The following is a 26928-nucleotide window of genomic DNA, read 5'->3' as shown; positions in this document are numbered from 1 at the left end:
GCATGTCCACGCCCCTCGAGGCCGAACAGACACAGGTCGAGCCGATCGGTGCTGAGCTCGGAGCCGAGGACAAACCGTGGCAGGCTATCGTCTGGAACGATCCAGTGAACCTGATGTCCTACGTTACGTACGTGTTCCAGAAGCTGTTCGGGTACAGCCGCGACCACGCCACGAAGCTGATGCTCGACGTGCACCACAAGGGCAAGGCCGTGGTGTCGTGGGGCACGAAGGAGAAGGTCGAGGGCGACGTCGCGAAGCTGCACGCGGCCGGCCTGTGGGCGACGATGCAGCAGGCGCCATGAAGGACTGGAAGCGCAAGGGCGATCACGTCGTCTCGGAGTTCGCCCAGCAGGAAGCCGCTGTGCTGCGCGGGTTGTTGCGGCACATCGACGACGTGCTGCGCGCGCGGGTGGACGAGACGCCGCAGGACGAGCTCGCCGAGCTGACCGGAATGCGTTCCGGCCCGACAACGGCTCCGGACGATCCCGTGCTGTCCCGGCTGTTGCCCGACTTTCACCGCATCGACCCGGACCAGCCTTCGGAAGAGGATCTCGAGTCGGCGGCGGCGCTGCGCTCGCTGCACGAGCCGGAGCTGATCGATGCGAAGCTCGGCGTGGCCTCGGTGGTGCTGGAGACGCTGCCGTCCGAGGGTGGCGAGGTCACGCTCGATCTCGAGCAGGCGGACGCGTGGCTGGCGGCGATCAACGATGTCCGGCTCGCGTTGGGAACCGTGCTCGACGTCAACGAGGAGACACCCGAGGAGCTTCCGGAGGACGACCCGCAGGCCTCGCACCTCGGTGTGTACCACTGGCTCACCTACGTCCAGGAAAGCCTGATCCAAGCAGTCTCCGCTTAACGGTGTGCTGAATGACGCTTTCAGTCCGCCTCGCGGACTGAAAGCGTCATTCAGCACACCAGGGGTGCTGGTAACGTCTCGGGGCACGATGAGCATGACGGGGGCGGAGAACGCGATCACCGATGTGACGGGGCTGTCCGTCGGGCATCACGAGCGCGTGGGCAGCGGATGGGCGACCGGCAGCACCGTGGTGCTGGTCCCGGACGGCGCCGTCTGCGGCGTCGACGGTCGTGGCGGAGCCCCGGGGACCAGGGAGACGGACCTGCTCGCCCCGCAGAACCTCGTGCAGCAGGTACACGGCATCTGCCTGTCCGGCGGAAGCGCCTACGGGCTAGCTGCGGCCGACGGGGTCATGCGCTGGCTCGGCGAACGCGCGTACGGGTTCGCCGTCGGTGCGCAGCCGCACGAGGTCGTCCCCATCGTGCCTGCCGCGGTCGTGTTCGACCTGCCCCGCAGCGACTGGGGCAACCGCCCGGACGCGGAGTTCGGTTACCGGGCCTGCCAGGGGGCTGCGCCCGGTCCGGTAGCGCAGGGGTGCGTCGGGGCAGGTGCCGGTGCCAAGGTCGGCTCGCTGAAGGGTGGTGTCGGCACGGCGAGCGCGATCGTGCCGGGCCCAGGCGCCCAGACCGGGGAGGCCCAGACCGGGGAGGCCCAGACCGGGGAGCCCCGGCTCACAGTGGGTGCGCTGGCCGTGGTCAACGCCCTCGGTGAGGCCGTCGACACCGCCACAGGCAGGCCGTGGACGGCCGAGTGCGAGCTCGCGGGCGAGTTCGGCGGCGGTGCCTGGCCGTCCCGAGAGGGAGACCTCTCCAGCGGTGACGGTGGCCACTCCGGGGGCCACTCCGGGAGCCACGCCGGGGGCGACAGCCGTCCGCTGAACACCACGATCGGCGTGGTGGCCACCGATGCCGCGCTGACCAAGGCCGAGTGCCAGCGCCTTGCCATGTCGGCCCAGGACGGGATCGCCCGCGCCGTGCGCCCGGCGCACTCGATGTTCGACGGGGACACGGTGTTCGCGCTCGGCACCGGTGCCCACGAGTTGCCGGAGGGCTCGGGGCCGTTCGGCTCCGCGGCCCGTGCTGCCGCGCTCGACCAGCTGTGCGCGGCAGCCGCCACGTGTTTCTCCCGCGCGATGGTGCACGGACTGCTGCGCGCGGAGGGCACGGCCGGGCTGCCCGCCTACCGCGACGTCTGGCCCGAGGTGTACTGAGTGCTCCCGGCAGGCGCGGGAGCGCGAACGCGGCGTGGCCCTTCTCATGATGCGGACACCGAACGTCCAACCTTTAGGATGGCAACGTGCTGAAGATCCGTAGGGACTTTGTCGACGAGATCGTCGCGCATGCTCGCCGGGACCACCCGGACGAGGCGTGCGGGGTTATCGCCGGGAAGGAGGGCTCCGATGAGCCGGAGCGTTTCATCCCGATGGTCAACGCCGCGCGTTCGCCGACCTTCTACGAGTTCGACTCGGGCGACCTGCTCAAGCTCTACCGCGAGATGGACGCGCGTGACGAGGTGCCGGTGGTCATCTACCACTCGCACACGGCGACGGAGGCCTACCCGTCACGAACCGACATCGCCTACGCCTCGGAGCCTGAAGCGCACTATGTCTTGGTGTCGACCAGGGACCCGGAGACCTACGAGTTCCGCTCGTATCGCATCGTGGACGGGGTCGTCACCGAGGAGGACGTCGAGGTGGTCGAACCCTCGACGAAGGCCGATACTGGTAGTGACGGCCTTCACGAAGACTGAGGCGCCGGGAATAGTCACCCGAGTGTCAGCGTCAAGGCAAGCGTAATGCCGGCCCATTTCCGCGGAGGTAACACATGGCTGTAACCGTGTCCATCCCGACCATCTTGCGAAGCCACACCGACGGCGCGAAGTCGGTCGAGGCGGCGGGTAGCACGGTACTCGAGGTCCTCGACGACATCGAGTCCCGGCACAGCGGTTTGAAGGAGCGTCTGGTCAAGGACTCCAAGCTGCACCGGTTCGTCAACGTCTACGTCAACGACGAGGACGTGCGTTTCGTCGGTGGGCTGGACGCCGAGGTGTCCGACGGTGACACCGTGACGATCCTTCCCGCAGTCGCTGGTGGTGCACGTTAAGCCGTGAGCAGATACGAGTCGCTGCTCGACGCGCTCGGCGACACCCCGTTGATCGGGCTGCCGCGGTTGTCGCCCGCGCGCGATGTGCGGCTGTGGGCCAAGCTCGAGGACCGCAACCCGACGGGCTCGATCAAGGACAGGCCTGCGCTGGCCATGATCGAGGCGGCCGAGCGGGACGGCACCCTCCGGCAGGGGTCGACGATCCTGGAACCGACGTCCGGTAACACCGGTATCTCGCTGGCCATGGCAGCCAAGGTCAAGGGGTACGGGCTGGTGTGCGTCATGCCGGAGAACACCTCGGCCGAGCGCAAGCAGCTGCTGCAGGCCTACGGGGCGAGGATCGTCGACTCCCCGGCAGCCGGAGGTTCCAACGAGGCTGTGCGCAGGGCAAAGGAGCTGGCCCAGAGCAACCCGGACTGGGTGCTGCTCTACCAGTACGGCAACCAGGCCAACGCCGACTCGCACTACAGGGGTACCGGACCCGAGCTGCTCAAGGACCTGCCCGAGATCACCCACTTCGTCGGTGGCCTCGGCACCACGGGGACGCTCGTGGGGGTGGGCCGGTACTTGCACGAGCACAAGCCCGGCGTCCACGTGGTCGCGGCCGAGCCGCGTTACGGCGAGCTCGTCTACGGCCTGCGCAACCTCGACGAGGGCTTCGTGCCGGAGCTCTACGACGCGGACGTGCTCACCGGCCGGTTCTCGGTCGGCGCCTACGACGCGCTGCGCCGCACCCGTGAGCTGCTCGAGTTCGAGGGAATCTTCGCGGGCATCTCCACCGGTGCGGTGCTGCACGCCGCGCTGGCCATGGCGGAGAAGGCTGTCGCACGGGGTGAGTCGGCCGACGTGGCGTTCGTGGTGGCCGACGCCGGGTGGAAGTACCTGTCCACCGGCGCGTACAGCGGCTCGCTCGACGAGGCCGCCGAACGGCTCGACGGCCAGCTCTGGGCGTGACCCGGAGCCGGACGGGTGGCGCCGGCTAGGAGACTGAGGGTATGAGCAGGCTGCCGGAAGACTCGACGAAGCGCGCGCTCCCGGCGGAGCCGGGCAAGGCACTGCTCGTGTCGTTCGGCTTCGTCGCGCTGCTGTACCTGGTGTGGTTCGTCGACCGGATCTTCCCGGCGAGCCTGGTGCGCGCGGGCGGGATCCGCAGCAGGGACTGGTCGGAGTTCGACGGGCTGCTGTGGGCGCCGCTGCTGCACGGTGGCTGGGATCACCTGGCGGCCAACACCGTGCCGGTGGTGGTGTTCGCGTTCCTGGCAATGGCGGGCGGGCTCGCGCAGTGGGCGGATGTGACCGCCCTGATCTGGATTCTCAGCGGGCTGGGTGTGTGGCTGGCCGGGCCGTCGCAGGCCATCACGATCGGCGCGTCCGGTCTCGCGTTCGGGTGGCTGGCGTTCCTGCTGGTTCGCGGGTTCTTCAACCGCAGTGGCGGGCAGCTGGTCATCGCGGGCATCCTGTTCTTCCTGTACGGCAGCATGCTGTGGAGCGTGCTGCCGCTGTACCAGGGCGTGTCCTGGCAGGGTCATCTCTTCGGCGCGCTGTCCGGCATCCTCGCCGCGTGGCTGGTCGCGCGTGCCGAGCGCGGGCAGGTGCGCGCGACCCGGTGGACCTGGTAGGCGAGTAGGCTCGCGACCGTGCCACCAGTCGACGCGAGCGCGCCCATCGGGATCTTCGACTCCGGAGTCGGGGGATTGACGGTGGCGCGGGCGGTGCTCGACCAGCTGCCCGCCGAGCGGGTGCGCTATGTCGGCGACACCGCCAACTCCCCGTACGGCCCGCTTCCCATCGCCCGCGCGCGCGAGCTTGCGCTTGCCCGGCTCGACGAGCTGGTCGACAGTGGGGTCAAGGCGCTGGTGATCGCCTGCAACACCGCCTCTGCCGCGTGCCTGCGCGACGCGCGGGAACGCTACGACGTGCCGGTGGTCGAGGTGGTGCTGCCCGCGGTGCGGCGCGCGGTGGCCGCGACACACACCGGCCGCATCGGGGTGATCGGGACGGAGGGCACCGTCCGGTCGAGGGCCTACGACGACGCGTTCGCCGCCGTGCGCGACGTGCGCGTCACCAGCGTGGCCTGCCCGCGATTCGTCGACTTCGTCGAGCGCGGCGTCACATCGGGACGGCAGGTGCTCGGTCTCGCCCAGGGGTATCTCGACCCGTTGCTGCGCGCTGACGTGGACACGCTTGTCCTCGGTTGCACGCACTACCCGTTGCTGACCGGCGTCCTGCAGATCGTGATGGGCCACGAGGTGACGCTCGTCTCCAGCGCGGAGGAGACGGCCAAGGACGTGGTGCGCACGCTGATCCAGGCGGACCTGCTCTCCGAGACCGAGCAGCCTGTCGCCGAGCCCGAGCACGAGTTCCTCGCTACCGGCGATGCCGAACCGTTCACGCGGATCGCGCAGCGCTTCCTCGGCATCCGGGACGGGTTCGCGGTGCGCTCGCTCGCGCGCACCGGTTAACGGGACGCGCGGCCGCTGCGGGGCCGGGGTTGCGGGGCCGGGCGCGGAAGGGAAGGCTCCCGCGTGACGCGGGTGATGTTGCTTGTGCCTCATTCTCCTCAGTGCCGTGACGTGGCAGGGTAGGCAGGGTGCGACTGACGATTCTCGGCTGCGCGGGAAGTATCCCTGGCCCCACCACGAATGCCTCGGGGTACCTCATCGAGGCTGACGGTTTCGCTCTCGGGCTCGAGCTGGGCAACGGGACGCTGTCGGCGTTGCAGACGATTCAGGATCCGTTCGGGCTGGACGCACTGATGCTGTCCCACCTGCACCCGGATCACTGCGTCGATGTGGCTGCCCTGACGGTGCTGCGCAGGTACCACCCGCAGCGACCCGCAGGCGGCCGGCGTCTGCCGCTGTACGGGCCGGACGACGCCGCCGTGCGGCTTGCCAACCTGTACGCCCCGAACGAGCCGGAGCGCGCGGAGACCGACCTGTCGGACGTCTTCGAGTTCCGGTCGCTGCCCGTCGAGCCCGCGCGTATCGGTCCATTCGAGATCACCGCCTATCCGGTCTTCCACCCGACCCCGGCCTTCGGGCTGCGTATCGCCTACGGGGACGTGACGATCGCCTACACCGGCGACACCGACGTCTGCCCCGCACTCGACAGCCTGGCCGCCGACGTGGATGTCCTGCTCGCGGAGGCCACCTGGACGGAGTCGGACGACCGCCCCGTCGGCGTGCATCTGTCCGGCGCCGCTGCCGGAGCGCTCGCCACCCGCACCGGCGCGCGCAGGCTCCTGCTCACCCACATCGCCCCCTGGACCGATCGCGCCAAGATCTACGCGGAGGCGCGCACCGCGTTCGCAGGCCCGCTCGAGCTGGTCGAGCAGGGCGCGGTCTACCAGCTCTGAGCCGGTCCGGCCGGGCGCCGTCGCGGGCACCCGTGGGCCAGGCGCGACCGCGACACGGACCGTCGATAGGCTCGATTCGTGGTACGAGCAGACGGACGAGACGATGACCAGCTGCGGGACGTCACCATCACGCGCGGGTACCAGAAGTGGCCCGCCGGTTCGGTGCTGATCGAGTTCGGCGACACCCGCGTGTTGTGCGCGGCGAGCGTGACCGAAGGGGTACCGCGCTGGCGTGCCGGTTCGGGGCTCGGGTGGGTCACTGCCGAGTACGCGATGCTGCCCTCTGCGACCGGTAGCCGAGGTGACCGCGAGTCGGTGAAGGGCAAGATCGGCGGCCGCACCCATGAGATCAGCAGGTTGATCGGCAGGTCCCTGCGTGCGTGTATCGACCTCGCCGCGCTCGGTGAGAACACCATCATGCTCGACTGCGACGTCATCCAGGCCGACGGCGGTACGCGTACGGCGGCGATCACCGGCGCCTACGTCGCGCTCGCCGACGCGATCACCTGGCTCGACGCGGCGGGCAGCCTCGCCGACCCGAAGCCGCTCTCGGCCGCGATCGCGGCGATCAGCGTCGGGGTGGTGGACGGGCAGGTCCGGCTGGACCTGCCGTACGAGGAGGACGCTCGCGCCGAGGTGGACATGAACGTGGTCGCCACCGAGACCGGCACCCTGATCGAGGTCCAGGGCACGGCCGAAGGTGCGACGTTCACCCGATCGACCCTGGATCGCATGCTGGACTCCGCGCTCGCCGGGTGCGCGGAGCTGGCACGTAAACAGACCGAGGCTCTCGAGCAGCCGTATCCGGGTGAGCTGCCCGAGCGCAAGCAGGGTAAGAACGGCAAGAAGTCCAAGGGCGGGAAATGACGCGGCTGCTGCTGGCCACGCGCAACACCAAGAAGCTCGACGAGCTGCGGCGCATACTCACCGCGGCCGGTATCGACGAGTTGACGGTGGTTGGCCTCGCCGATGTCGAACCGTTCGAGGAGCCGGTGGAGTCGGCGGCGACGTTCTCCGAGAACGCGCTCATCAAGGCCCGCGACACCGCGCGGGCATCCGGGCTCGCCTCCGTGGCGGACGACTCCGGGCTCGCGGTGGACGCGCTCGGCGGTATGCCGGGTGTGCTCTCGGCACGCTGGGCCGGTCGGCACGGCGACGACGAAGCCAACCTGCGCCTGGTGCTCGACCAGCTCAGCGATGTCCCCGACGAGCGACGGACGGCGGCGTTCGTGTGCGCTGCCGCGCTCGTACGCGCGGACGGTTCCGAGACGGTCGTACTCGGCCGCTGGCACGGGACGCTCACCCGGGAGCCGCGGGGGACGAACGGGTTCGGCTACGACCCGATCTTCGTGCCGGACGGGGACACCCGGACCTCCGCCGAGCTCGAACCGGGCGAGAAGGACGAGGTGTCGCACCGCGGGCAGGCGTTGCGGGCGCTGGTCACGCACCTGCGCGAGCTGGCGTCGGCGTAGGGTGCTTCTGGGGCCCGCCTACCTGTTACGAGGGGGCGGTGCGGCGTTGTCGCCGCACCCTATGCGCCGATCTCCAGGTCCCTGAGCAGCCGCGCGACGTGCCCGGTCGCCTTGACGTTGTAACGGGCGAATGCGACCACGCCGCCGGCGTCGACGACGACGGTTGACCGGATCACGCCCTGCGTGACCTTGCCGTAGTTCGTCTTCTCGCCGAAGGCGCCCCAGCCGGCCATCACCTCCTTGGCCGGATCGGACAGCAGGGGGAACGGGAGGCTCTCGGCCTCTGCGAAGGCGGCGAGCTTGTCCTGGGGGTCCGGTGAGATCCCGAGGACCCGGTAGCCGGAGTCGCCGAGCAACGCCAGGTTGTCGCGGAAGTCGCAGGCCTGCGTAGTGCAGCCGGGCGTGGCCGCTCGCGGGTAGAAGTACACGATGACCGGCAGGCCCCGGTAGTCCGACAGCGTTACCGGGGATCCCGCGCTGTCCGGAAGGGTGAAGTCGGGGGCCTTGTCACCGGGGGACAGTCGTTGTTGATCAGCCACGCACCGAGCATAGACGCCGCCTGCGATGCGGCAGGCTCGACCCACGCGGGGTGTCAGCGGCCGGTGAACCGCGCGGTGTGCAAGTCGGGGTCGACCTGCACGGTCAGCGATACGGCGGTGTCGCCTGCGGGTACAGCGAACGCGACGGTCACGTGCGTGCTCCTGCCCGACGGGAGGTCGTCACCGGCACCGGCGAAGCCGGTGAACCCCTGGCGTGGGTCGACGATCTCGCGCAGCTCGACGCCTCCCGTCGCCGCCGAGACAGCGAGCTGGGAGAGCTGGTACGGCGTGTCCGCTCCGTTGCGAAGCGAGATCTCGAACGCCACGGCGGAGTCGCTGGAGGGGTAGGCGGCATCGCTGGGGGTGAACGAGCGTGGCCCGGCGACGCGCACCGCGACCCCGTTGTCGAACGTGCTCCGCTGCCCGAACTCGAGGTCGCTGCTGTGCACGGGCACGCCGGGCACCGGCTCGGACGCGCTGCCCGCGCCGGCCGGATCCCCGGTGGCTTGGGAGGCGCAGCCGCCGACGGCGACCGGCGCCACGCAGATCAGTGCGGCCGCACAGACCAGGACCGTCGTGTGATGACGGGCGCGGGGCGCGCGCACGGGCCACTCCTTCGGAGTCGGGGTTCCGCTCATGGGCGGGGTGGGTGAGAGGCGCCCCTACAGCTTTCCGCACGGCCAGCACCACAGGCGAGCCGACAGCGCGGTCGAGGCAGAGCCGGTGCCGGGCTGTATCCGAACCGTAACCGCCGGCTACACGACGTGACGAGCCGTGGCCGCGCGCGTGCTCAGGTGGCGAGCGCGAAGACGAGAACGAACAAGGTCAGGCCGAGCAGCCACCCGATGAGCAACCACCCGAACTCGCGCCAGGGCTGCACCTGCGCGGTGTCCTTGCGCGGGACGTATACCCCACGCACCTCGAACCAGTCCGCCAGGTTGGTGACAACACGCCACGGGTTGATCGCACGCACGCTGCCACCTCCTGTCCTTCCCGCACACCGTACGGGCCGGCGAGTAGAGGGCCCCCAGCGCGAGGGGGAGAAGCGCCGGGGGCCGCAACCGGCCCTGGGGTCGACCGGTGAGTCCCGACTCTACATCACAACCAAATGCACATGCAGTAGGGAATGCATCGCTCGCTCGGGCTGCGCATGAACTCCGTGATCTTCTTCGCCTCTGCCGGGCTGGCTGTGCTGTTCGTGCTGCTGTCCATCCTGTTCACCAGACAGGTGGACGCGGTATGCGCGGCAGCGTCGTCCTGGATGCTGGAGAACCCCGGGTGGTTCTACATCCTCGGGGTCACCTCCTTCCTGGTGTTCCTGCTGTGGATCGCGCTCAGCCGATACGGTCACGTGCGCCTCGGCACGCGGGAGCGGCGACCCAGGCGATGAACTTCCCGCTCTACCATTTCCCGCTGCACACCTGGACGATCTTCTGCCTGCCCGCGCTGGCGTTCGCCTACTTCGCCTACCGTCGCGAGCTCCCCTTCCGGGTCAGCTCGATATTCCAGCCGCTGCTCGGCGACCGGATACACCGACCGGTCGGCACGGTCATCGATGTCACGGCAGCTGGACCGTCTTCTACTGGGCGTGGACGATCACCTGGTCGCCGTTCATCGGGATCGTCATCGCGCGGATCTCGAAAGGTCGCACCATCAAGGAGCTCGTGATCGGCGTGCTCGGGGTGCCCTCGGCGTTCACCATCGTGTGGTTCAGCATCTTCGGGCTGTCGGTCACCGAGGTCGCGACGGACGGCGAGCAGGACACAGCGCCTGGGGTCGCGCCGGAGTCCGGTCCCGCGGGTGGCGAGCAGGGCTCAGCCGTGCGCCAGTGACGCCGGCTGCCGGGGCCAGTGGCAGTCCAGTACGTCCCGCGCGTCACTGAGCCGCACGCAGAGCTGTTCAGTGTGCTCGAGCGCGGAGGCGAGGTGGTCGCGCGCCACACTCGCCCGCTGCGACGCAGCAGCGGCCTCGTCGAGTGCCCCGTGCGCGCGTGTGAGGCTGTCCTGCCAGCGCAGCAGCTGCACGGTGAGCTGGGCGATCAGACCGGCGGCTCGCACAGCCGACAGCTGGTCGGAGTCGAGCTCGCGTACCGCCAGCGTCGCGACGTCCAGCGAGTGCGGGAGCTCGGGCCGTTCGGACACGATCAGTACGCGTACCGGCCCGTCGTGCGATGGGGTCTCCATGAGCTGTCCTCCTTCACGTCCGAGGAGGCGATTCCACCGCGAAACCCAACCAATACGCAAGGGTACCATTAAGAAATCTTTCTTAACTACCTGAATGGATGAATGCGCGTCGTTCTTCAGCGGAATAGGGTGATCAACGCACAGACCCGACAACGAAAACGAGGCGAGGGATGGCCGAGGACTTCCGGCCGGGCGTGCGCGTCCGGCGTGTGGCCAGGGAGCTGCGGCGCTGGCGGGAACAGCTCAACCTCACCGCCACCGAGGCCGCCAAGCTGGCGCGGTGGTCGCCGTCGAAGCTGAGCAAGGTGGAGAATGCCCAGCAGCCGATCCCGGGAGTCGACGTGCTCGCGCTGGCCATCGTCTACGAGGTCGACGAGGCCGAGCGGGACCGGCTGTTCCGTGCCGCGCTGACGGCGTCGGATCCCGGCTGGTGGCAGGACTACGACGAGGACGCCCTGGTCTCGGCCGCGCAGGACTTCGTGGAGCTGGAGTCCGAAGCCACGCTGCTACGTACGTTCAAGCCGGACCTGGTCCCTGGCCTGTTGCAAACCGAGCGCTACGCCATGGAGCTGGCACGCGCTTCGCTTCCCCGTCCCTCGGAGGAGACGGTGCGGCACCGCGCCGAGGCCCGCACCGCCCGTCAGGCCAGGATCTCCGGCGAGAACCCGCTGCACGTCGACGCGGTGATCGGCGAGGCAGCGCTGCGCCAGCTCGTGGGCGGACCCACGGTGATGCGCGCGCAGCTCGAGACGCTGCTGGAGCGGGCCGCGTGGCCGACCATCACCGTGCGGGTCCTGCCGCTGGGCATCGGGGCGTACCCGGCGATGGGCTCGTCGTTCGAGATGCTGTCCTTCGCCGAGGAGCACTACGCCGACGTGGTCTACGTGGAGAACCTGCTCAACGGCACCTACCTGGAGCAGCCGGACGAGGTCGAGGCGTATACTCAGCACTTCGAGGGGGTGCGTGACTGCGCCCTCGGCCCGGAAGCCTCGGCGGGCCGGATCCGCGAGATCATCACGGAGCCGGCCCCGTGACCGTCCAAGGAAGTGCCCGATGCCCACGCCGGAGCTGTGCCAGGCACGGTGGCGCCGCAGCAGCCGCACTAACAACGGGAACGGCAACTGCGTCGAGCTGGCGTTGCTGCCCGGTGGCACCGCGATCCGCGACTCCAAGAACCGTCACGGCGGCGCGTTGCTGCTCGACCCCGCGGCCTGGCAGGCGTTCCGAACCGCCCTCGTGGCGGGACAGGCCGATGCCGCGCAGGACCCGGTAGCGTGACCGGCCGCGCGCCGGGACCCGCGTAGCGAGACGCCGGGGTGCGCGCCGCGGGGAGCGTGCCGATCCCGAGCTCCGGGTACGCGCGCTGACCGGCCGTTTCCGCAGCGCGGCGATGAGCCTCAGAAGCCGGGTTCGTCGTCCTCGGGCGGGGTGCCCTCGGGCCAGATGCAGGGGGAGGAGGCTCCGAGGGAGAGACGTTGGTTGTCAGGGCGTTCCGTGACGGACATGCGGAAGGCGTCCTCGTTGTGTTCGACTGTGATCGTGCGGTCGTTGGGGCGGTTGTCGCTGTTGATGCGGTAGTCGTTGGCCCGCCAGTGGGTGTGGAGAGCGTCGAGGTAGGCGTCGTTGCGCTCGGGGGAGAGGTCGTCGAGCCAGTAGGTGATGGTGACGAAGTAGCGACCCTCGGGGCCGTTGTCGGTGGGGTCGGTGCACTCGGGAGTGCGGTTACCGAGCACGTTCAGAGTGGGCTCGTCGGGGAGGGCGGCGATGGCGTCCTGGATGTGTTGCTCGGCGCGGTCGCGAGCTTGCTCCTCGGTGAGGGTGGGCTCCATGGCGGATCCTCCGGTGCAGGCTGCCAGCACCAGCAGCAGGACCAGCGCCAGGCCGGGGCCGGCCGGGAGTCCGGTCCCGCGAGCGGTGCTGCTGGGCGTCGTCGGCATGGGTGTGGGCCGTCCGGAGTGTCCGGTCTGATCGCGATCGGTGAGCTTCAGAAGCCGGGTTCGTCGTCCTCGGGCGGGGTGCCCTCGGGCCAGATGCACGGGGAGCCTGCTCCGAGGGACAGACGTTGGTCGTCGGGGCGTGCCACGACGGACATGCGGAAGGCGTCCTCGTTGTGCTCAACCGTGATCGTGCGGTCGTCGGGACGGTTGTCGCTGTTGATGCGGTAGTTGTTGGCCTCCCAGTGAGCGCGGAGGGCGTCGAGGTAGGCGTCGTTGCGCTCGGGGGAGAGGTCGTCGAGCCAGTAGGTCTTGCCGACCTGGTAACGACCCTGGGGGCCGTTGTCGGTGGGGTCGGTGCACTCGTCCGAGTAGTCGCTGAGCAGGTTCAGAGTGGGCTCGTCGGGGAGGACGGTGATGGCGTCCTGGATGTGTTGCTCGGCGCGGTCGCGAGCTTGCTCCTCGGTGAGGGTGGGCTCCATGGCGGTTCCTCCGGTGCAGGCTGCCAGCACCAGCAGCAGGACCAGCGCCAGGCCGGGGCCGGCCGGGAGTCCGGTCCCGCGAGCGGTGCTGCTGGGCGTCGTCGGCATGGGTGTGCGCTATTCCGTGGGAGTGGTCAGGGTGCTGTTGTCCCGGCCGGTCACGATCCGGCCCAGGTTCTTCAGGGACTCGTTCTGCCGGTCCCAGTACTCGGAGTGGGCGTCCGTGGAGCCGAGCGGACCAAGGCCCTCGGTGCCCGGGTCGGACCGGAACTCCACGGCGCCGAAGTCCTCGTCGATCGGAGAGTCCCCCAATCCGTGTGAAACGGCGGCACCCGCACGGATGATGTCGTTCTCCGCGGTGCTTGCGTAGACGTTCTCCGGGTCGATGTCGAGCTCGCCGGCGTGGTCGACACCGACGCCGGGGCTGCCGAGAAAGACCATGTTGTCCACCGGCAACCCGTGGTCGCGGGCGGTGTGCCCGACCACCGTGGAGCCGTAGCTGTGCCCGATCACGGTGTTGTGCCCGCCGCCGCCCTCATGGGTGGCGGCGAGCCCGTTCTGGAAACTGGCGAGATCGGGCGCGGCCTCGCCGGCGTAGGACTCGCGTGGCGCTTCGAAGAGCACGTCCTGCGGGGCGTCGTAACCGATCCAGGTCACCGCGGCGGTCTCTCCGCTCGAGTACTGCCCGGCAGCCTCCAGGATACTGTCGGCCTTGCTCAGCTCGCCGGGCATCGAGCTCAGCCCCGAGCCTGTCCCCGGCACGTTGGTCACCGTGTTGTCTGCGGTGTCGGGGTTGCCGGTGGCCACGATGCCACGCCCGTTGCCCTCGGTCTCGAAGTCCAGCAGGTAGGCCTGCGGCGCGTTCCCGGTCGGCTCGCGCTCCAGACGCTCCTTGATCGCGTCCATCCCCTCGTAGACGTCGTTGAGCTCGCGCAGCTCGTTGTCCTGGGTCAGGGAACGGTCGTCACCGAGGGCGATCAGCGCTTCGCGGCGCGCGTCGAGGTCGGCGTACTCGTCGGCGAAGCGAATGCGGTTGGCGCGGTCCCGCGCCTCGACCGGGATGCCGTCCATGCTCCCGATGCTGTCCCCGTGGGTGTAGATCGCCGACTCCTGCTGCATCGGAGTCAGCTCGTCCCACCAGTTCTTGACCTCGGCCGCCGACCAGTCGTCCTGCGGCAGCTCGCTCGGGGTGACGATGTTGCCGGATCCGACTGCCTCGGAACTCAATCCGGCGTCGTCGGGCATCAGGTCGCCGAGCTGCCGGTAGGCCACCCGGTCGGCCTCGGTGGCGTCGGCGACGGCTGCGGTTATGGCCTCGTTGAGCTCGGTGACCAGCTCCCGGTCCGCGGCGAGCTGCTCATCGGTGCGCATGTCGCCCGGCGCGACGCCGGAGGGTGTGCTGACCGTGCCGGTAGCCCGGTCCACATGCACCTTGTCGCGTGCCTCTGCGGTGTCGACGGCCCTGTTCACCCGCTCCTGCGCGTCCGTTACCGCATCGGAGAGCGTCCGCAGCACGCCGGGAATCCTGTCGATGTACTCGGCGGCGGTGTCGTAGCCCGAACGCACGTCGACGATGTGCTCGCGGGCCATGTCGGCGGCGTCACCGGACCAGCCGTCCAGCCCGCCCGCTGCTCGCTTGATGTCCCGCGCGGTGGCGTCGAGCTCACCTGCCAGACGTGCCCACTGATCGGCGATGTCGTCGTACGCGCTCGGGTCCGCGTCCCACAGATCGCTGAACGAGACCATCACCCACCACCGTCGCCGTCGGCGCGGTCGAGCGACTCCACGACCGCGGCCTCCAACTCCTCATAGGAGTCGTGGCTGTCCTGCAGCAGGCCGCCGGTGACCGCGGTGCGTTTGGACAGGTCGTCGATCTGGTATCCCCACATACCGGCCACCGTGCCGAGCCTGCTTGTGGTGGCGAACCCGCTGTTGGTGCCCTCGTGGCGCTGGACGTTGCCGGTGAACTCGGCGTGCGCCGCCGCGGCGGCGTCGGCGAGCTCCACGAACTCGGCGCCGGTCTCCGCGAGGTTCGACAGCTGCTCGACCTCGAAACCGTCCGACACGCATCCCCCTCGGGTCCCTGACGTGACGCGGGACAGGTTAGCAGGGTGGGGCCGCGTGCGGGTGCCGAATGCGCAGGAAGCGACCGTCACCCGTCCCGGTCCGGGTATGCCTCCAGGGTGTAGCGCACCTGCGGATCCCACATCAGCCACTCGTCGATGTCGTGGTCCTCGGCGGCCGCGATCTGCTGACGCACCTTCTCGGCGCGGTCCCACGCCCGGTAGTTGGTGTCCTCCAGCCAGGGGACGACCCGGGCGCCTGTCCCGTCGACCTGTTCGAGGAAGTCCTCCAGCGAACGGTGGACGATCTCGTAGGGTTGCCGGTTGGGCTCGGCCACGTCGTACTCACCGGGCCCCCAGTGCGAGGGGTAGACCATGGGGGAGACGTAGTCTACGTGCTCGGCCATCGCCGGGATGTCCTGGGCGATCTCGTGCGGTCGGGTGGCGGCGATCCCGTATACCGACACCCCGTGGTCGACCTGGTACGGCGTCAGCCGCTCGGCGGCCTGTTCGGTGAAGTCGACGACGGCTTCCGCCATGGCGTCCTCGACGTCCTCGGTGTCATCGTCGCTGTCCGTGTCGTTCACACCGGGCACGACCAGGTTCCGCACATCCCCGTCGGGGCGCCGGATGTAGTCCCACAGGACGGCGTCGACGCCCGCTGCGGCTGCCTCCTCGGCGATATCCAGGTTGTAGGTGCGGACGTCGGGGTCGGCGAAGCTGGTGAACCCACCGTAGCCCGCGTAACGGCCACCGCCGGGAGTCTGGATCACCCGGTCGCGCTCGCCGTTCGACCAGGCGTGCTCGGCCAGCTTCGCGTCCCGGAAGGCCACGACGCGGCCGACGACGTGCACGCCGCGGTCGTGCAGCTCGGCGATGGCCTCGGTGAGGTCGTACACGCCACTGACGGCGCCGCAGTCCCGGGCGAGTGGCACCTCGCTGTGGTAGCCGATCTCTCCCGACTCGTCCTTGAGGTCGAGCTGGACGGTGTTGATCTTCCCGGCCTCGGCCATGTCCAGGACGCGGTCACGGAAGCTCGGCGTGGCCCAGGCATGTGGCGAGACGTGCACACCGCGCACCTCCTCCGCGTCGACAGCCGGGGGCATCACGGTCAGCTCGACCGTGTCGCGAGTGGAGTTTCCGGCCGGGTCGACCGCGCGCACCGTCACCTCGCCGGACTCGCCGGTCTCGATACCGGGATCGGCGCCGAAGCTGCCGTCCTCGGATACGTCCACCTCGGCCTCGTCGACGAACACGCGTGCCCCGGGCTCAGTGGTTCCGGCCAGCGCCGCATCTTCGCTCAGTAACCCCGACTGCTCCGGTTCGGTGATTTCCAGCGGGGGAGGAGCAGTGTCGACTTCGAACCGCCACGCATGGTGCACCGTGGCGTTCTCGGTGAGCTCGCCGGACTCCGCGTCGGCGATATCGCTCGCCTCGACCACGGAGAGCGTGTAGTCGCCATCGGCCAGGTCAGCCGGTGGCTCGTACCGCAGCGACCCGTCCGTTCCGGCGGCCTCGGCGGTGACGTCGCCGATGTCGTCGAGTACCAACCGGAGGTCGTCGAGCTCGCCCTGCGGGTTCACAGCGACAGTAAAATGAATGTCATTACGATCTTCAGGCCCGATGACCAGGTCGTTCCCGGAGCCACCGAAGGTCAGGTCGGCCTCCTGCGCGGCCGGGCTCGTACAGCCGGCGACAGCGAGGGCGGCCGTGAGAACCCCATAGCGCACGCGAGGAGTCGCGGATGAACCGTCCACTGCCACTGATCGCCCTGCTCGTCCTCGTTCACGCGGCGTGCAGTCCGGCCGCTCAGGACGTTTCACCCGGAAAGACGTCGACACAGCACGCTGAACCGTCCACCCCCAGGTCCCCCGCGTCAACTGCACCCCCCGAATCCGACGTGAAGCCGGCGGACGTCGGTGCGAATGAGCTGGGAGAGATCCCCGTGTTGATGTACCACCGCATCCTCCCTGACGGCGGGGGCGAGTACGACCTCACCCCGGACGAGTTCCGTGCGGAGCTCGCCTATCTCCACGAGCACGATTACCATCCGATTCGGACGGTCGATCTGGTGCGCGGTGAGATCGACGTGCCTGCCGGGACGACCCCGGTAGTGCTGACCTTCGACGACTCGACTCGGGAGCAGTTCGGCATGTCCGGCGATGGTCAGGTCGATTCGGACAGTGCCGTTGGTATCCTTCGCGAGTTCGCCGAGGAGCATTCCGGCTTCACCCCGACAGGTTCATTTTACGTCGTAGGGTCCCTCTTCGGCGGTACCGCCGAACGAGGGAAGAAGCTGTTACGCCAGCTGCACGAGTGGGGATTCGAGATCGGAAACCACACGATCTCGCACGCCAACCTGAGCCGGCTCGGTGCCAGGGAGGTGCAGGCCGAGCTGGCGGCCGGGGCCGCGCATATCCGGGATGTCGTACCGGATGCCGAGGTGGCGACCATGGCGCTGCCGCACGGCGCGAGGCCCGCCGAGCCCGAGCTGGCACGGTACGGCAGTCACGACGGCCAGGAGTACCGCCATGAGGGGGTACTCCTGGTGGGGTCCAACCCGGCGCCGTCACCGTTCGCAGCGGAGTTCGATCCCGTGGCGATCCCGCGCATCCGTTCGGGCCCGGACGGCGACTTCGGCTCCGGGTACTGGTTCGACATCTTCGAACGCGACCCGCAGCGCCGTTACGTCTCCGATGGTGATCCGTCGACGATATCGTTCCCCGAGGAGCGTAGCGAGGAGCTGGCCCCCGAGTTCGCCGATCGCGCCAACCCGTACTGAGCGTACCCCTGCCCGTCGAGTCCTGCGGCTCGCCAGGACACCCCCTGCGGATACCCCCCTGCGGGTAAGCTTGCTCACCTGATTACCCCACCCCGGGTGGGGTGGGTGTAGGGTGAGAGTCGAAACGGCGAGCGAGGAGGCGACAGTGACCGAACTGACCAGCCGCAAGCGGGACGCGCTGAACCGGCTCAAGACCGTGCGCGGTCACCTGGACGGCGTCATCCGCATGCTGGAGGAGGACACCTACTGCGTCGACGTGATGAAGCAGCTGTCCGCGGCGCAGTCCTCAATGGAGCGGGCGAACCGCGTGATGCTGCACAACCACCTGGAGACGTGCTTCTCGAGCGCCGTGCTGCGGGGTAACGGCCAGGCGGCGATCGACGAGCTGGTCGACGCGATCAAGTTCAGCCCGGCGTTGACCGGGCCGGCCGCCGAGCTGAACGGCAAGGAGGCAGGCGAATGACATCCGAGCACACCGAGCAGCACGCGCCGGCCGGCGGTGCTCGCCGCAGCGGGAGCGGTACCGGCGTCGAGTTGCTCGTCGAGGGCATGACCTGCGGTTCGTGCGCGGCACGGGTACAGAAGAAGCTCGCGAAGCAACCCGGGGTCGCCGAGGCGGAGGTCAACTTCGCGAGCAAGCGGGCAACGCTGGTCGCCGAGTCCGGCGAGCTGGATGTGCCCGGCTTGCAGCGCGTGGTCTCGGATATGGGGTACGAGCTGCGCACCATCGATACGGAGCACCCGGAGCCGGACGGCGACCCCGAAGCCGCCGAACAGCGCATGTGGTTCTACCGCACGATCGTTGCCGTGCCGCTGACGGCGATCGTGCTGTGGCTGGCGATGTTCGCAGGCGAGCTGGGCGAGCATCCCGCCGCGCGGTGGACACAGCTCGCGCTGACGATCCCGGTGCAGTTCTGGGTCGGCTGGCCCTTCCTGAGGGGCATGGTCCAGCGTGCCCTGCAGCGCTCGGCGAACATGGACACCCTGATCGGGCTGGGTACGCTTGCTGCCTTCGGCTACTCCGTCGTCGCACTGTTCGCGGGCGGCTTCCTGTACTTCGAGGTCGCGACGTTCATCGTGGCCGCGCTGGCGCTCGGCCGGTACTTCGAGGCCCGGGCACGCAGGCGAGCGGGCCGGGCCATCACCGCGCTGCTCGAGCTCGGCGCCAAGGAGGCCACCGTGCTGCGGGACGGCGCCGAGGTCACCGTCCCCGTCGAGTCGCTGGCGATCGGTGATCACATGCTGGTCCGCCCCGGCGAGAAGATCCCCACCGACGGGGAGGTCGTCGACGGGGTCAGCGCTGTCGACGAGTCGATGCTGACGGGTGAGTCGGTCCCTGTGGAGAAAACCGCCGGTGACATCGCCACGGGTGCCACGATCAACACCAGTGGGGTGCTCACCGTGCGCGCGACCGCCGTGGGCGCCGACACCGCGCTCTCCCGGATCGTGCGCATGGTCCAGGATGCGCAGAGCGGCAAGGCACCCATGCAGCGTCTCGCAGACCGCATCTCGGCGGTGTTCGTCCCTGCCGTGATCGTGGTCGCGCTCGGGGCGTTACTGGGATGGACGGTGCTGGCAGGCGACCCGGTCAGCGGCCTCGTCGCCGCGGTGGCCGTGCTCATCATCGCCTGCCCGTGCGCGCTCGGCCTGGCCACGCCGATCGCGATCATGGTCGGTACCGGCCGCGGCGCCGAGCTGGGTGTGTTGATCAAGCGCATCGAGACACTGGAGCGCACCAAGCAGATCACCACGGTCGTCTTCGACAAGACGGGCACCCTCACGCACGGCGAGATGACGATCACCGACATCGTCGCCGCGGAAGGGGGCGACGACAACGAGGTCCTGCGCCGCGCCGGAGCGGTCGAGGCCGGCAGCGAGCACCCCATCGGGCGCGCCCTTGCGGCGGTGGCGGCGCAGCGCCTCGGCGAGCTGCCGACGGCGCACGGTTTCGACGCACCGACCGGGCAAGGCGTGCGTGCCGACGTGGACGGCACGACCGTGCTGGTCGGCAGGCGGTCCTGGCTCGTCGAGCAGGGCATGACCGTGCCGGAGGAGGTCGAGGAGGCCATCCTGCGGTTGGAGGACGACGGCAAGACGGTCGTGCTCGCCGGCTGGCAGGGCCGGGTGCGTGGTGCGGTCGCGATGGCCGACACCGTCAAGGACAACGCGGCAGCCACCATCGCCGAACTGCACGACATCGGGATGTCGGTGGCGATGCTGACCGGGGACAACAGCCGCACGGCTGAGGCCATCGCCCGCACCGTCGGCATCGATCGGGTGCTCGCCGAGGTGCACCCCGGTGACAAGAGAGCCGAGATCGAGCGGCTGCAGTCGGAGGGCGCGGTTGTGGCGATGGTCGGCGACGGCATCAACGACGCCCCCGCGCTCGTCCAGGCGGACCTGGGAATCGCGATCGGGACAGGCACCGACGTCGCCATCGAGTCGAGCGACATCACCCTGATGCGCAGCGACCTGCACGGAGTTCCCCAGTCGATCCGGCTGGCGCGGCGCACCTACCGCACGATCCAGCAGAACCTCGGGTGGGCCTTCGGCTACAACGTCCTGGCCATACCCGCGGCGGCAGCCGCGCTGCTCAACCCGATGGTCGCGGGAGCCGCGATGGCGCTGTCCAGCATCAGCGTCGTGCTCAACGCGCTGCGCCTGCGCCGGTTCGAACGGCGGCACTGACGGGAGGTGTGGGGAAGCGGCCCCCGGCGCCGAGGGGGAGGAAGCGCCGGGGGCCTTCTTCGCCGGGCCTGGGGGTGGAGCCCGGCGGGTCTAGGAAAGACTCGCGTTCTCGACCCGGCGGTAGATTACATGCCATCCATTTCCCGCTGGGCACCCCACCTTCTCCAGCCGGTCGCCCGAACGCGCGACGAACGTATCGGCTATGTCCTCTGTCGGCAGTATGGCACGCATCCCGCATTCGTGGCAGCGCGCGGCCTCGCCGTACCGGAAGTCTCGCATCGTCTCCCTCAAGTCGTGTTCACACGTCGGGGCTCGCCGGGACTGACCTCCTGGGACCGGCCGCCTCGGAACCGACGACACTATCCCATCGGGTCGCGAACAGCCTGGTTCGCCTCCACCCACCCGGTAGCTGTTCGGGCCGGAGACGCAGGTCAGTAGGATGTTGGCCATGTCGCAGCCAGAAACCAAGGTTTCCTTGACGGGTATCAAGCCGACAGGTGAACCACACCTGGGCAATCTCATCGGCGCGATCCGGCCCGCCCTCGAGCTCGTCGACCAGTTCGAGTCGATCTACTTCATCGCCGACTATCACGCGTTGACGACCGAGCGGGACCCGGAACTGCTCAGGCACTACTCGCGGTCCGTGGCTGCGACGTGGCTCGCGGCAGGGCTCGACCCGAGCCGGACCACGTTCTACCGCCAGTCCGATGTCCCGGAGGTCTTCGAGCTCATGTGGGTGCTGTCCTGCGTGACCGGCAAGGGACTGATGAACCGCGCGCATGCCTACAAGGCGGCGCGCGACCGCAACCTCGAGGCAGGGGAGGACCCCGACGCCGGGGTGAACATGGGCCTGTTCAACTACCCCGTGCTCATGGCGGTGGATATCCTCGCCATGGAGTCGGACGTCATCCCCGTCGGCAAGGACCAGGTCCAGCACGTGGAGTACGCCGCGGACATCGCGGGCAGCTTCAACCACTTCTACGGCGACACGTACTCGTTCACCATCCCGGAAGCGATCATCCCGGAGGGGACGAGCGCCCAGACGCTGCCCGGCCTGGACGGCAGGAAGATGAGCAAGTCCTACGACAACACCATCCCGCTGTTCCTCCCGGAAGCCGAGCTCAAGAAGCTGGTGCGCAGGATCCCCACGGACAGCACACCGGTGTCCGAGCCCAAGGACCCGGACAGCTCCGCGGTGTTCCAGCTGTTCGAGCAGTTCGCCGCTCCCGCGGATGCCGCGGAGACCCGCAAGCGGCTCGAGGAGGGCGGGCTCGGCTGGGGCGAGCTGAAGAACCAGCTCTTCGGGGTACTCGACGAGCACCTCGCGCCGCTGCGCGCACGCTACGACGAGCTGATGGAGCCGGGTAGCGAACTCGACGCCGTACTGGCCGAGGGCGCGGAGAAGGCGCGGCAGCGTGCCGGACGCGTGCTGCGGCGGGTACGCGGCGCGGTGGGCATCGCAGGCAGCGCCTGACCCTCGTTCCCGCGTTCGGCACGGCATCCGCACGGGGCACCGGCACCGACCTCACGCCGGACCCGCCGTGCAAGCCGGGCGCGCCCCTACTCCCGTCCGTCCGCCTCCCACTGGAGGGCGAACCAGAGCTGCATGCGGACCGCGGAACGGACACGCGCTGGCACCGGCGTGGCGTAGGCGAGCCGAAGGGATCCTGGCGTACGCGAAATGCACCGAAGGGGCCCTTCGGCTCGGCCCGCGGCGGCCCACGGCGGGGCGCGGCGCGTGGCACTACGCTGAACGGATGTCCTCCGATGCTGCGCGCGTGGTCATCGCTTCCAACAGGGGGCCGGTCTCGTTCACCACCGAGGACGGTGAGCCGGCTGCGCGGCGGGGCGGTGGTGGTCTGGTCTCGGCGCTGTCCGGGGTCGAGTTCGGTGATGCCGGGCACGTGGTGTGGGTGTGCGCGGCGCTCGGCGAGACCGATCGGCAGGTGGCGGCGCGCGCTCCCGGCGGACGTGTCGACCGGGCAGGGCACGAGGTCGGCGGCATCGGGGTACGGATGCTCGATGTGCCGCCCGCGACGCTGGAGGCCGCCTACAACTCCGTCGCGAACTCCACCCTCTGGTTCCTGCACCACCTGCTTTTCGACACGCCCCGAGCACCCCGGTTCGACGCGGGCTGGCGGGAGATGTGGGAGCGCTACCGGGAGTACAACCGCTCGTTCGCAGGCGCCGTCGCCCAGGAGGCTGCGCACGGGGCGAAGGTCGCCGTGCAGGACTACCACCTGTCCCTCGTGCCGCGCATGCTGCGGGAGCGCAGGCCCGACCTGCGGATAGCCCACTTCACGCACACCCCGTGGGCCCCGCCCGAGTACTTCGGGATGCTGCCCGACGACATCGCGCGCGAGCTTCTCCGGGGCATCCTCGGTGCCGATCACGCGGGATTCCTGAGCCGGCGCTGGGCGCGGGCCTTCGCCGCGTGCTGTGCCGGGTTACCGGACGCGCACCTGCAGCACCCGGCTGGCGGGGCGGCAGCCGGGCCGGCCGCTGGGCCGGCCGCTGGGGCGCCTCGCGGGGTCGAGCACGACGGTCGTGTCACCGCGCTCGGCGTGCACGGGCTCGGGGTGGATGGCGCGGCCCAGCGGGAACGTTCCCGCGCGGCCGACGTGGACGCGGACTACGCCGAGCTGGCCGATCGCGTCGGTGGCAGGCAGCTGGTGCTGCGCGTCGACCGCACGGAGCTGTCGAAGAACATCCTTGGCGGGCTCGCCGCGTACCGGGAGTTGCTGCGGTCGTACCCGCGGTGGCGCGGACAGGTCGTGCACCTGGCGTTCGCGTACCCGAGCAGGCAGGACCTGGCAGCCTACCGCGAGTACACCGAGGATGTGCACGCATTGGCCCGCGAGATCGTCGAGGAGTTCGGCACAGCGGACTGGTGTCCCGTTGTCCTCGAGACCGACGTCTCGTTCGCACGCTCGCTGGCCGCATACCGGCTCGCCGACGTGCTGCTGGTCAACCCCGTGCGGGACGGGATGAACCTGGTAGCCAAGGAAGTGCCGGTGTGCTCGGAACGGGACTGCGTGCTCGTGCTGTCCCGGGAGGCAGGCGCCGCCGACGATCTCGGCACGGACGCGCTGCTCGTCAACCCGTTCGACATCGGCGAGACGGCGGAGTCACTGCACAGGGCGTTGCTGATGCCCTCAGGGGAACGTGCAAGTCGGGCCGAGGGCCTGGCCGAGGCCGCTACCGCGATGCCGCCGCAACGCTGGCTGGCGGAGCAGCTGGACGCGCTGGACTCCCCACACGCCTGCTGACGGGCCGGCTCACGGCGGCGGCACGTACTGCCCCTTGCCGAGCACCGTTGTGCCCGCCGGGCTCACCGTGAACCCGCGTGCCGTGTCGTGCTCGTGATCGGTGCCGATCACGGCTCCCGGAGGCACGTGCACACCCTTGTCGAGGATCGCGTTCCGCACGATGGCCCCCGCGCCGATCCGGGCGTCGTCCATCACGATCGAGCGCTGGAGGTAGGCGCCCTCCCTGACAGTCACGCCGGGGGACAGTACCGACCGCTCGGCGGTGCCACCGGCGATGACGCAGCCGTTGGCGATGATCGAGTCCACCGCGTGGCCGCCCTCGACGAACTTGGCACCGGGCAGCTGCGGGTGGCTGGTCAGGATCGGCCACTCGCGGTCGTGCAGGTCGAACACGGGGTGCGCGGAGACCAGGTCCATGTGCGCATCGTGGTAGGCGTCCAGCGTCCCCACGTCACGCCAGTAGTGGCGGTCGAGCTCGGTGGTGCCGGGCACGTCGTTGTCGGCGAAGTCGTAGACGCATGCGGCGCCGGAGTCGACGAGCATCGGGACGATGTCGCCGCCCATGTCGTGGCCGGAGTTCTCGTCCGCCGCGTCGGCGCGCAAGGCGTCCAGCAGCACGCTGGTCGAGAAGACGTAGTTGCCCATCGACGCGAAGGACCGCCCGGCGTCGTCCGGCAACGGGGGAGGGTCCGCGGGCTTCTCCAGGAAGGCGTCGATGGTCGTACCGTCCGAGGTGCCGATGATGCCGAACGACGACGCGGACTCCCTCGCGACCCGGATGCCTGCGACCGTCACGCCGGCCCCTGACTCGATGTGCGCCTCGACCAGCTGGGACGGGTCCATCCGGTAGACGTGGTCCGCGCCGAACACGACGACGTAGTCGGGCTGGTCGTCGTGGATGAGGTTCAGGGACTGGTGGATGGCGTCCGCGCTGCCCTGGAACCAGCGTTTGCCGAGGCGCTGCTGGGCGGGAACCGGGGTGACGTAGTTGCCGACCAGGGACGACTGCCGCCAGGTGATCGAGATGTGACGGTCGAGGGAGTGCGACTTGTACTGGGTCAGCACGCAGATCCGCAGGTAGCCGGCGTGCACGAGGTTGGACAGCACGAAGTCGATCAGACGGTAGCTCCCGCCGAACGGGACGGCCGGCTTGGCGCGGTCGGTGGTGAGCGGCATCAGGCGTTTGCCTTCCCCACCGGCGAGCACGATCGCGAGTACGCGTGGTCGTCGAGCCATGGCCCTCCCTGTCCGCTGCCGCGCATGCCATGCCGGGCTGTGCTGAATGACGCTTTCAGTCCACGAGAGGCGCTCAAAGCGTCATTCAGCGCGCCAGGTGGACTGAAAGCGTCATTCAGCACTCGGGGTGTCCCCGCTATTTGACCACGGGGTGGGTGGGGCGTGCACGTGATCCTGTTACCGCGCGCTGGTGTGACGTGGATCGCGAATCGCGTGCGTGAGGTACGTGCCTGGCTACAGCTGTTGTCAGTAGGCTGGGGCGCGTCCGCAGCGCCGTCGCGGCCGCCGTCCGGGCGGCCGGTGACACGGCACCGCGGTGGACGAACCAGCTGACGTCGAAAGGATCGTCGACCATGGCAAAGCTCTCGCGCATCTTCGGGGTTCTGCTCGCCGGAACCGGTGCCGCTCATTTCGCGGCGCCGAGCGCCTTCGAACCGCTGTCCGAGGCCGCGTTTCCCGAGGACACACGGCAGTGGGTGTACCGCAACGGAGCCACCGAGGTGGCGCTGGGGCTGGCTCTGGTCAGCGACAGGACCCGCAAGGCCGGCGTCGCCGGGCTGCTCGCCTACACCGGCTGGCTGGCCAGCCGCGTGATGGTCAACCGCTGAGCCCTCAGCGGGGATCGATCAACGTCGCGTGTTCGGTGGCCGGGTAGCTGAGGTGCCATCCGTCGTCGACGGGACAGCGGTACTTCATCAGCCGGCCGCCGGACGCGGCGACGATCCGGTCCGCGGCATCCTCCGAGGGGAGGACGGCGCGCATGGAGCACCAGGTGCATCGCTCGGCCGCGCTGTATCGGAATTCGGTCATGCTCGTCCCTGTCGTACCTCGCACGCAGTGAACCGGGTGGTCGCGCGCGAATCCCCAGGATACCGCGTCGCGGCCGTGCCCGTTCACGCTGGTCGCCCGCGTCCTTCCCGGCCTCGTGCCTGCCCCAGCCGGTCATCCGCAGGGCCGGGCACGCACGGCCGGTAAGCTCCCCCGATACAGTGCCCGGCACAGGTGTAGGAGCAGGCACGAGGGTGGACGGTGGAGACCGTGGAGGCAGAGGACCCGTCGGAGCGGCGATTCGTCATCACGTTCGGCTGCCCGGACCGGGTCGGTATCGTCGCGCGGATCGCGTCGTTCCTCGCCGAGCTCGGCGGGTGGATCGTGGAGGCGGCTTACCACACCGACCCCGACACGGGGTGGTTCTTCACCCGGCAGGAGGTGCGGGCGGACTCGCTGCCCTACGATGTCGAGGAGCTGCGCAGCCTGTTCAGCCCGGTTGCCGCGTCGCTGGGGGCGGGCTCCGATGCCGACGGTGGTGTGGAAGGCTCGCAGTGGCGTATCGACGACACCGGCGATCGGCGCCGGATGGTGTTGCTGGTCTCCACGGACGGCCACTGCCTCTACGACCTGCTCGGCAGGGTCGCAGGCGGGGAGCTCAACGTCGACGTGCCCGCCGTGATCGGTAACCACGAGTCACTCGGCGAGATCACCGAAGCGTTCGGTATCGACTTCCACCACGTCCCGTTCCCGAAGGACGCGGACGGGAAGGCTGCGGCGTTCGACCGGGTGCGCACGATCGTCGACGAGCACGACCCGGACGCGATCGTGCTGGCGCGGTTCATGCAGATCCTTCCGCCGGAGCTGTGCCAGGCGTGGGCGGGGCGCGCGGTGAACATCCACCACAGCTTCCTCCCGTCGTTCGTCGGCGCCCGGCCGTACCATCAGGCGCACAGTCGCGGAGTCAAGCTGATCGGCGCGACCTGCCACTACGTAACCGCCGAACTCGACGCCGGGCCCATCATCGAGCAGGATGTGATCCGGGTGGACCACAGTGACACGGTCGCCGATATGGTCCGCCGCGGCCGGGACATCGAGAAGGTGGTGCTGGCCCGGGGCCTACGTTGGCACCTGGAACACCGCGTGCTGGTGCACGCGGGGAGAACGGTGGTGTTCTAGTGCCCACCACCGGGTGGGCG

33 protein-coding genes and 1 pseudogene are annotated in these 26928 nt (G+C 69.5%); 22 read left to right on the top strand and 12 right to left on the bottom strand.

What is annotated here, in order from left to right; genetic code table 11:
• The first annotated feature begins 2 nt into the window (after window positions 1–2).
• The 11 genes from clpS to rdgB all read left to right on the top strand — a co-directional run bounded on the left by clpS (window position 3) and on the right by rdgB (window position 7785).
• Window positions 3–302 (top strand): ATP-dependent Clp protease adapter ClpS, encoded by a 300-nt coding sequence (gene clpS, locus CHB84_RS18240; protein ID WP_089302860.1) that lies wholly within the window; start codon window positions 3–5, stop codon window positions 300–302.
• Window positions 299–856, top strand: a complete 558-nt coding sequence (locus tag CHB84_RS18235) for a DUF2017 domain-containing protein (RefSeq protein ID WP_089302859.1) — start codon at window positions 299–301, stop codon at window positions 854–856. The genes clpS and CHB84_RS18235 overlap by 4 nt, the downstream gene beginning before the upstream one ends.
• Before the next feature lie 94 nt (window positions 857–950).
• Window positions 951–2066, top strand: a complete 1116-nt coding sequence (locus tag CHB84_RS18230) for a P1 family peptidase (protein WP_089302858.1) — start codon at window positions 951–953, stop codon at window positions 2064–2066.
• A gap of 86 nt (window positions 2067–2152) precedes the next feature.
• A complete protein-coding gene (locus CHB84_RS18225) occupies window positions 2153–2605 on the top strand; it encodes a M67 family metallopeptidase (RefSeq protein WP_089302857.1) in 453 nt (150 codons plus the stop codon).
• 74 nt (window positions 2606–2679) lie between these two features.
• A complete protein-coding gene (locus CHB84_RS18220) occupies window positions 2680–2958 on the top strand; it encodes a MoaD/ThiS family protein (RefSeq protein WP_089302856.1) in 279 nt (92 codons plus the stop codon).
• 3 nt (window positions 2959–2961) lie between these two features.
• On the top strand, window positions 2962–3912 hold the full coding sequence (locus CHB84_RS18215) for a PLP-dependent cysteine synthase family protein (protein WP_089302855.1): 951 nt from the start codon (window positions 2962–2964) through the stop codon (window positions 3910–3912).
• 41 nt (window positions 3913–3953) lie between these two features.
• On the top strand, window positions 3954–4577 hold the full coding sequence (locus CHB84_RS18210; protein WP_089302854.1) for a rhomboid family intramembrane serine protease: 624 nt from the start codon (window positions 3954–3956) through the stop codon (window positions 4575–4577).
• Window positions 4578–4595: 18 nt separating this feature from the next.
• Window positions 4596–5420, top strand: a complete 825-nt coding sequence (murI, locus tag CHB84_RS18205) for a glutamate racemase (protein WP_176440030.1) — start codon at window positions 4596–4598, stop codon at window positions 5418–5420.
• A gap of 128 nt (window positions 5421–5548) precedes the next feature.
• Window positions 5549–6313, top strand: a complete 765-nt coding sequence (locus CHB84_RS18200) for an MBL fold metallo-hydrolase (protein WP_089302853.1) — start codon at window positions 5549–5551, stop codon at window positions 6311–6313.
• A 78-nt stretch (window positions 6314–6391) separates the two neighbouring features.
• Window positions 6392–7180: a ribonuclease PH gene (gene rph, locus CHB84_RS18195; protein ID WP_089302852.1), complete on the top strand. Its 789-nt coding sequence runs from the start codon at window positions 6392–6394 to the stop codon at window positions 7178–7180.
• Entirely contained in the window at window positions 7177–7785 is a 609-nt protein-coding gene (gene rdgB / locus CHB84_RS18190) for an RdgB/HAM1 family non-canonical purine NTP pyrophosphatase (RefSeq protein ID WP_089302851.1), read from the top strand. Before rph ends, rdgB begins: the two co-directional genes overlap by 4 nt.
• A gap of 59 nt (window positions 7786–7844) precedes the next feature.
• Here the strand turns inward: rdgB and bcp are convergent, their stop codons facing one another.
• The 3 genes from bcp to CHB84_RS18175 form a co-directional block, all read right to left on the bottom strand.
• A complete protein-coding gene (gene bcp, locus CHB84_RS18185) occupies window positions 7845–8324 on the bottom strand; it encodes a thioredoxin-dependent thiol peroxidase (protein ID WP_089302850.1) in 480 nt (159 codons plus the stop codon).
• A gap of 53 nt (window positions 8325–8377) precedes the next feature.
• Window positions 8378–8929, bottom strand: coding sequence for a hypothetical protein (locus CHB84_RS18180; protein WP_089302849.1), 552 nt, complete (start codon window positions 8927–8929; stop codon window positions 8378–8380).
• A 185-nt stretch (window positions 8930–9114) separates the two neighbouring features.
• Complete coding sequence (locus CHB84_RS18175) at window positions 9115–9297, bottom strand: hypothetical protein (protein WP_089302848.1); 183 nt, start codon at window positions 9295–9297, stop codon at window positions 9115–9117.
• 153 nt (window positions 9298–9450) lie between these two features.
• On the opposite strand from CHB84_RS18175, the pseudogene CHB84_RS23615 reads away from it, so the two are divergent.
• Together CHB84_RS23615 and CHB84_RS23825 are read left to right on the top strand one after the other, a co-directional pair.
• Window positions 9451–9992 (top strand): annotated as a pseudogene (locus tag CHB84_RS23615) (BCCT family transporter).
• The gene (locus CHB84_RS23825; RefSeq protein WP_342743979.1) at window positions 9920–10156 is read left to right on the top strand and encodes a BCCT family transporter; all 237 of its coding nucleotides are present in this window, start codon (window positions 9920–9922) and stop codon (window positions 10154–10156) included. The pseudogene CHB84_RS23615 and the gene CHB84_RS23825 overlap by 73 nt, the downstream one beginning before the upstream one ends.
• On the opposite strand, the gene CHB84_RS18165 is transcribed toward CHB84_RS23825, so the two are convergent.
• Window positions 10139–10507, bottom strand: coding sequence for a hypothetical protein (locus tag CHB84_RS18165; protein ID WP_089302847.1), 369 nt, complete (start codon window positions 10505–10507; stop codon window positions 10139–10141). The genes CHB84_RS23825 and CHB84_RS18165 overlap by 18 nt on opposite strands.
• A 170-nt stretch (window positions 10508–10677) precedes the next feature.
• Here CHB84_RS18165 and CHB84_RS18160 point away from each other — a divergent pair, with 170 nt between their 5' ends.
• Together CHB84_RS18160 and CHB84_RS18155 are read left to right on the top strand one after the other, a co-directional pair.
• On the top strand, window positions 10678–11541 hold the full coding sequence (locus CHB84_RS18160; protein WP_089302846.1) for a helix-turn-helix domain-containing protein: 864 nt from the start codon (window positions 10678–10680) through the stop codon (window positions 11539–11541).
• A gap of 19 nt (window positions 11542–11560) precedes the next feature.
• On the top strand, window positions 11561–11785 hold the full coding sequence (locus CHB84_RS18155) for a DUF397 domain-containing protein (protein ID WP_089302845.1): 225 nt from the start codon (window positions 11561–11563) through the stop codon (window positions 11783–11785).
• Window positions 11786–11904: 119 nt separating this feature from the next.
• Here CHB84_RS18155 and CHB84_RS18150 read toward each other — a convergent pair whose 3' ends face one another.
• The 5 genes from CHB84_RS18150 to CHB84_RS18130 all read right to left on the bottom strand — a co-directional run bounded on the left by CHB84_RS18150 (window position 11905) and on the right by CHB84_RS18130 (window position 16716).
• Window positions 11905–12444 carry a hypothetical protein gene (locus CHB84_RS18150; protein ID WP_089302844.1) on the bottom strand — a complete coding sequence of 180 codons (540 nt, stop codon included), beginning with the start codon at window positions 12442–12444 and terminating at the stop codon, window positions 11905–11907.
• Between the two features lie 47 nt (window positions 12445–12491).
• The gene (locus CHB84_RS18145; protein ID WP_089302843.1) at window positions 12492–13031 is read right to left on the bottom strand and encodes a hypothetical protein; all 540 of its coding nucleotides are present in this window, start codon (window positions 13029–13031) and stop codon (window positions 12492–12494) included.
• Window positions 13032–13040: 9 nt separating this feature from the next.
• Window positions 13041–14669, bottom strand: a complete 1629-nt coding sequence (locus CHB84_RS18140) for an alpha/beta hydrolase (RefSeq protein WP_089302842.1) — start codon at window positions 14667–14669, stop codon at window positions 13041–13043.
• The gene (locus CHB84_RS18135) at window positions 14669–14989 is read right to left on the bottom strand and encodes a hypothetical protein (protein ID WP_089302841.1); all 321 of its coding nucleotides are present in this window, start codon (window positions 14987–14989) and stop codon (window positions 14669–14671) included. Before CHB84_RS18135 ends, CHB84_RS18140 begins: the two co-directional genes overlap by 1 nt.
• 86 nt (window positions 14990–15075) lie before the next feature.
• Window positions 15076–16716 carry a putative glycoside hydrolase gene (locus tag CHB84_RS18130; protein WP_089302840.1) on the bottom strand — a complete coding sequence of 547 codons (1641 nt, stop codon included), beginning with the start codon at window positions 16714–16716 and terminating at the stop codon, window positions 15076–15078.
• Between the two features lie 170 nt (window positions 16717–16886).
• Here CHB84_RS18130 and CHB84_RS18125 point away from each other — a divergent pair, with 170 nt between their 5' ends.
• The 3 genes from CHB84_RS18125 to CHB84_RS18115 all read left to right on the top strand — a co-directional run bounded on the left by CHB84_RS18125 (window position 16887) and on the right by CHB84_RS18115 (window position 20456).
• Window positions 16887–17768: a polysaccharide deacetylase family protein gene (locus CHB84_RS18125; protein ID WP_245818820.1), complete on the top strand. Its 882-nt coding sequence runs from the start codon at window positions 16887–16889 to the stop codon at window positions 17766–17768.
• A gap of 145 nt (window positions 17769–17913) precedes the next feature.
• Window positions 17914–18231 (top strand): metal-sensitive transcriptional regulator, encoded by a 318-nt coding sequence (locus CHB84_RS18120; protein WP_089302838.1) that lies wholly within the window; start codon window positions 17914–17916, stop codon window positions 18229–18231.
• Complete coding sequence (locus CHB84_RS18115) at window positions 18228–20456, top strand: heavy metal translocating P-type ATPase (protein ID WP_089302837.1); 2229 nt, start codon at window positions 18228–18230, stop codon at window positions 20454–20456. The genes CHB84_RS18120 and CHB84_RS18115 overlap by 4 nt, the downstream gene beginning before the upstream one ends.
• 90 nt (window positions 20457–20546) lie before the next feature.
• Here CHB84_RS18115 and CHB84_RS22480 read toward each other — a convergent pair whose 3' ends face one another.
• Window positions 20547–20735: a hypothetical protein gene (locus CHB84_RS22480; protein WP_141134727.1), complete on the bottom strand. Its 189-nt coding sequence runs from the start codon at window positions 20733–20735 to the stop codon at window positions 20547–20549.
• A 169-nt stretch (window positions 20736–20904) separates the two neighbouring features.
• Between CHB84_RS22480 and CHB84_RS18110 the strand changes: the two genes are divergently transcribed.
• Window positions 20905–21930, top strand: coding sequence for a tryptophan--tRNA ligase (locus CHB84_RS18110; RefSeq protein ID WP_089302836.1), 1026 nt, complete (start codon window positions 20905–20907; stop codon window positions 21928–21930).
• 283 nt (window positions 21931–22213) lie between these two features.
• Window positions 22214–23725 (top strand): alpha,alpha-trehalose-phosphate synthase (UDP-forming), encoded by a 1512-nt coding sequence (locus CHB84_RS18105; RefSeq protein WP_089302835.1) that lies wholly within the window; start codon window positions 22214–22216, stop codon window positions 23723–23725.
• A gap of 9 nt (window positions 23726–23734) precedes the next feature.
• On the opposite strand, the gene glgC is transcribed toward CHB84_RS18105, so the two are convergent.
• On the bottom strand, window positions 23735–24961 hold the full coding sequence (gene glgC / locus CHB84_RS18100) for a glucose-1-phosphate adenylyltransferase (protein WP_089302834.1): 1227 nt from the start codon (window positions 24959–24961) through the stop codon (window positions 23735–23737).
• A gap of 353 nt (window positions 24962–25314) precedes the next feature.
• Between glgC and CHB84_RS18095 the strand changes: the two genes are divergently transcribed.
• The gene (locus tag CHB84_RS18095; protein ID WP_089302833.1) at window positions 25315–25569 is read left to right on the top strand and encodes a DoxX family protein; all 255 of its coding nucleotides are present in this window, start codon (window positions 25315–25317) and stop codon (window positions 25567–25569) included.
• 4 nt (window positions 25570–25573) lie between these two features.
• Here CHB84_RS18095 and CHB84_RS18090 read toward each other — a convergent pair whose 3' ends face one another.
• Entirely contained in the window at window positions 25574–25771 is a 198-nt protein-coding gene (locus tag CHB84_RS18090; RefSeq protein WP_141134726.1) for a hypothetical protein, read from the bottom strand.
• A gap of 219 nt (window positions 25772–25990) precedes the next feature.
• Here CHB84_RS18090 and purU point away from each other — a divergent pair, with 219 nt between their 5' ends.
• Entirely contained in the window at window positions 25991–26908 is a 918-nt protein-coding gene (purU, locus tag CHB84_RS18085; protein WP_245818819.1) for a formyltetrahydrofolate deformylase, read from the top strand.
• Window positions 26909–26928 lie beyond the last annotated feature (20 nt).

It is taken from the genome of Haloechinothrix alba (assembly GCF_900188115.1).
Classification (GTDB): domain Bacteria; phylum Actinomycetota; class Actinomycetes; order Mycobacteriales; family Pseudonocardiaceae; genus Haloechinothrix; species Haloechinothrix alba.
This window is presented reverse-complemented; position numbering and strand designations above follow the sequence as displayed.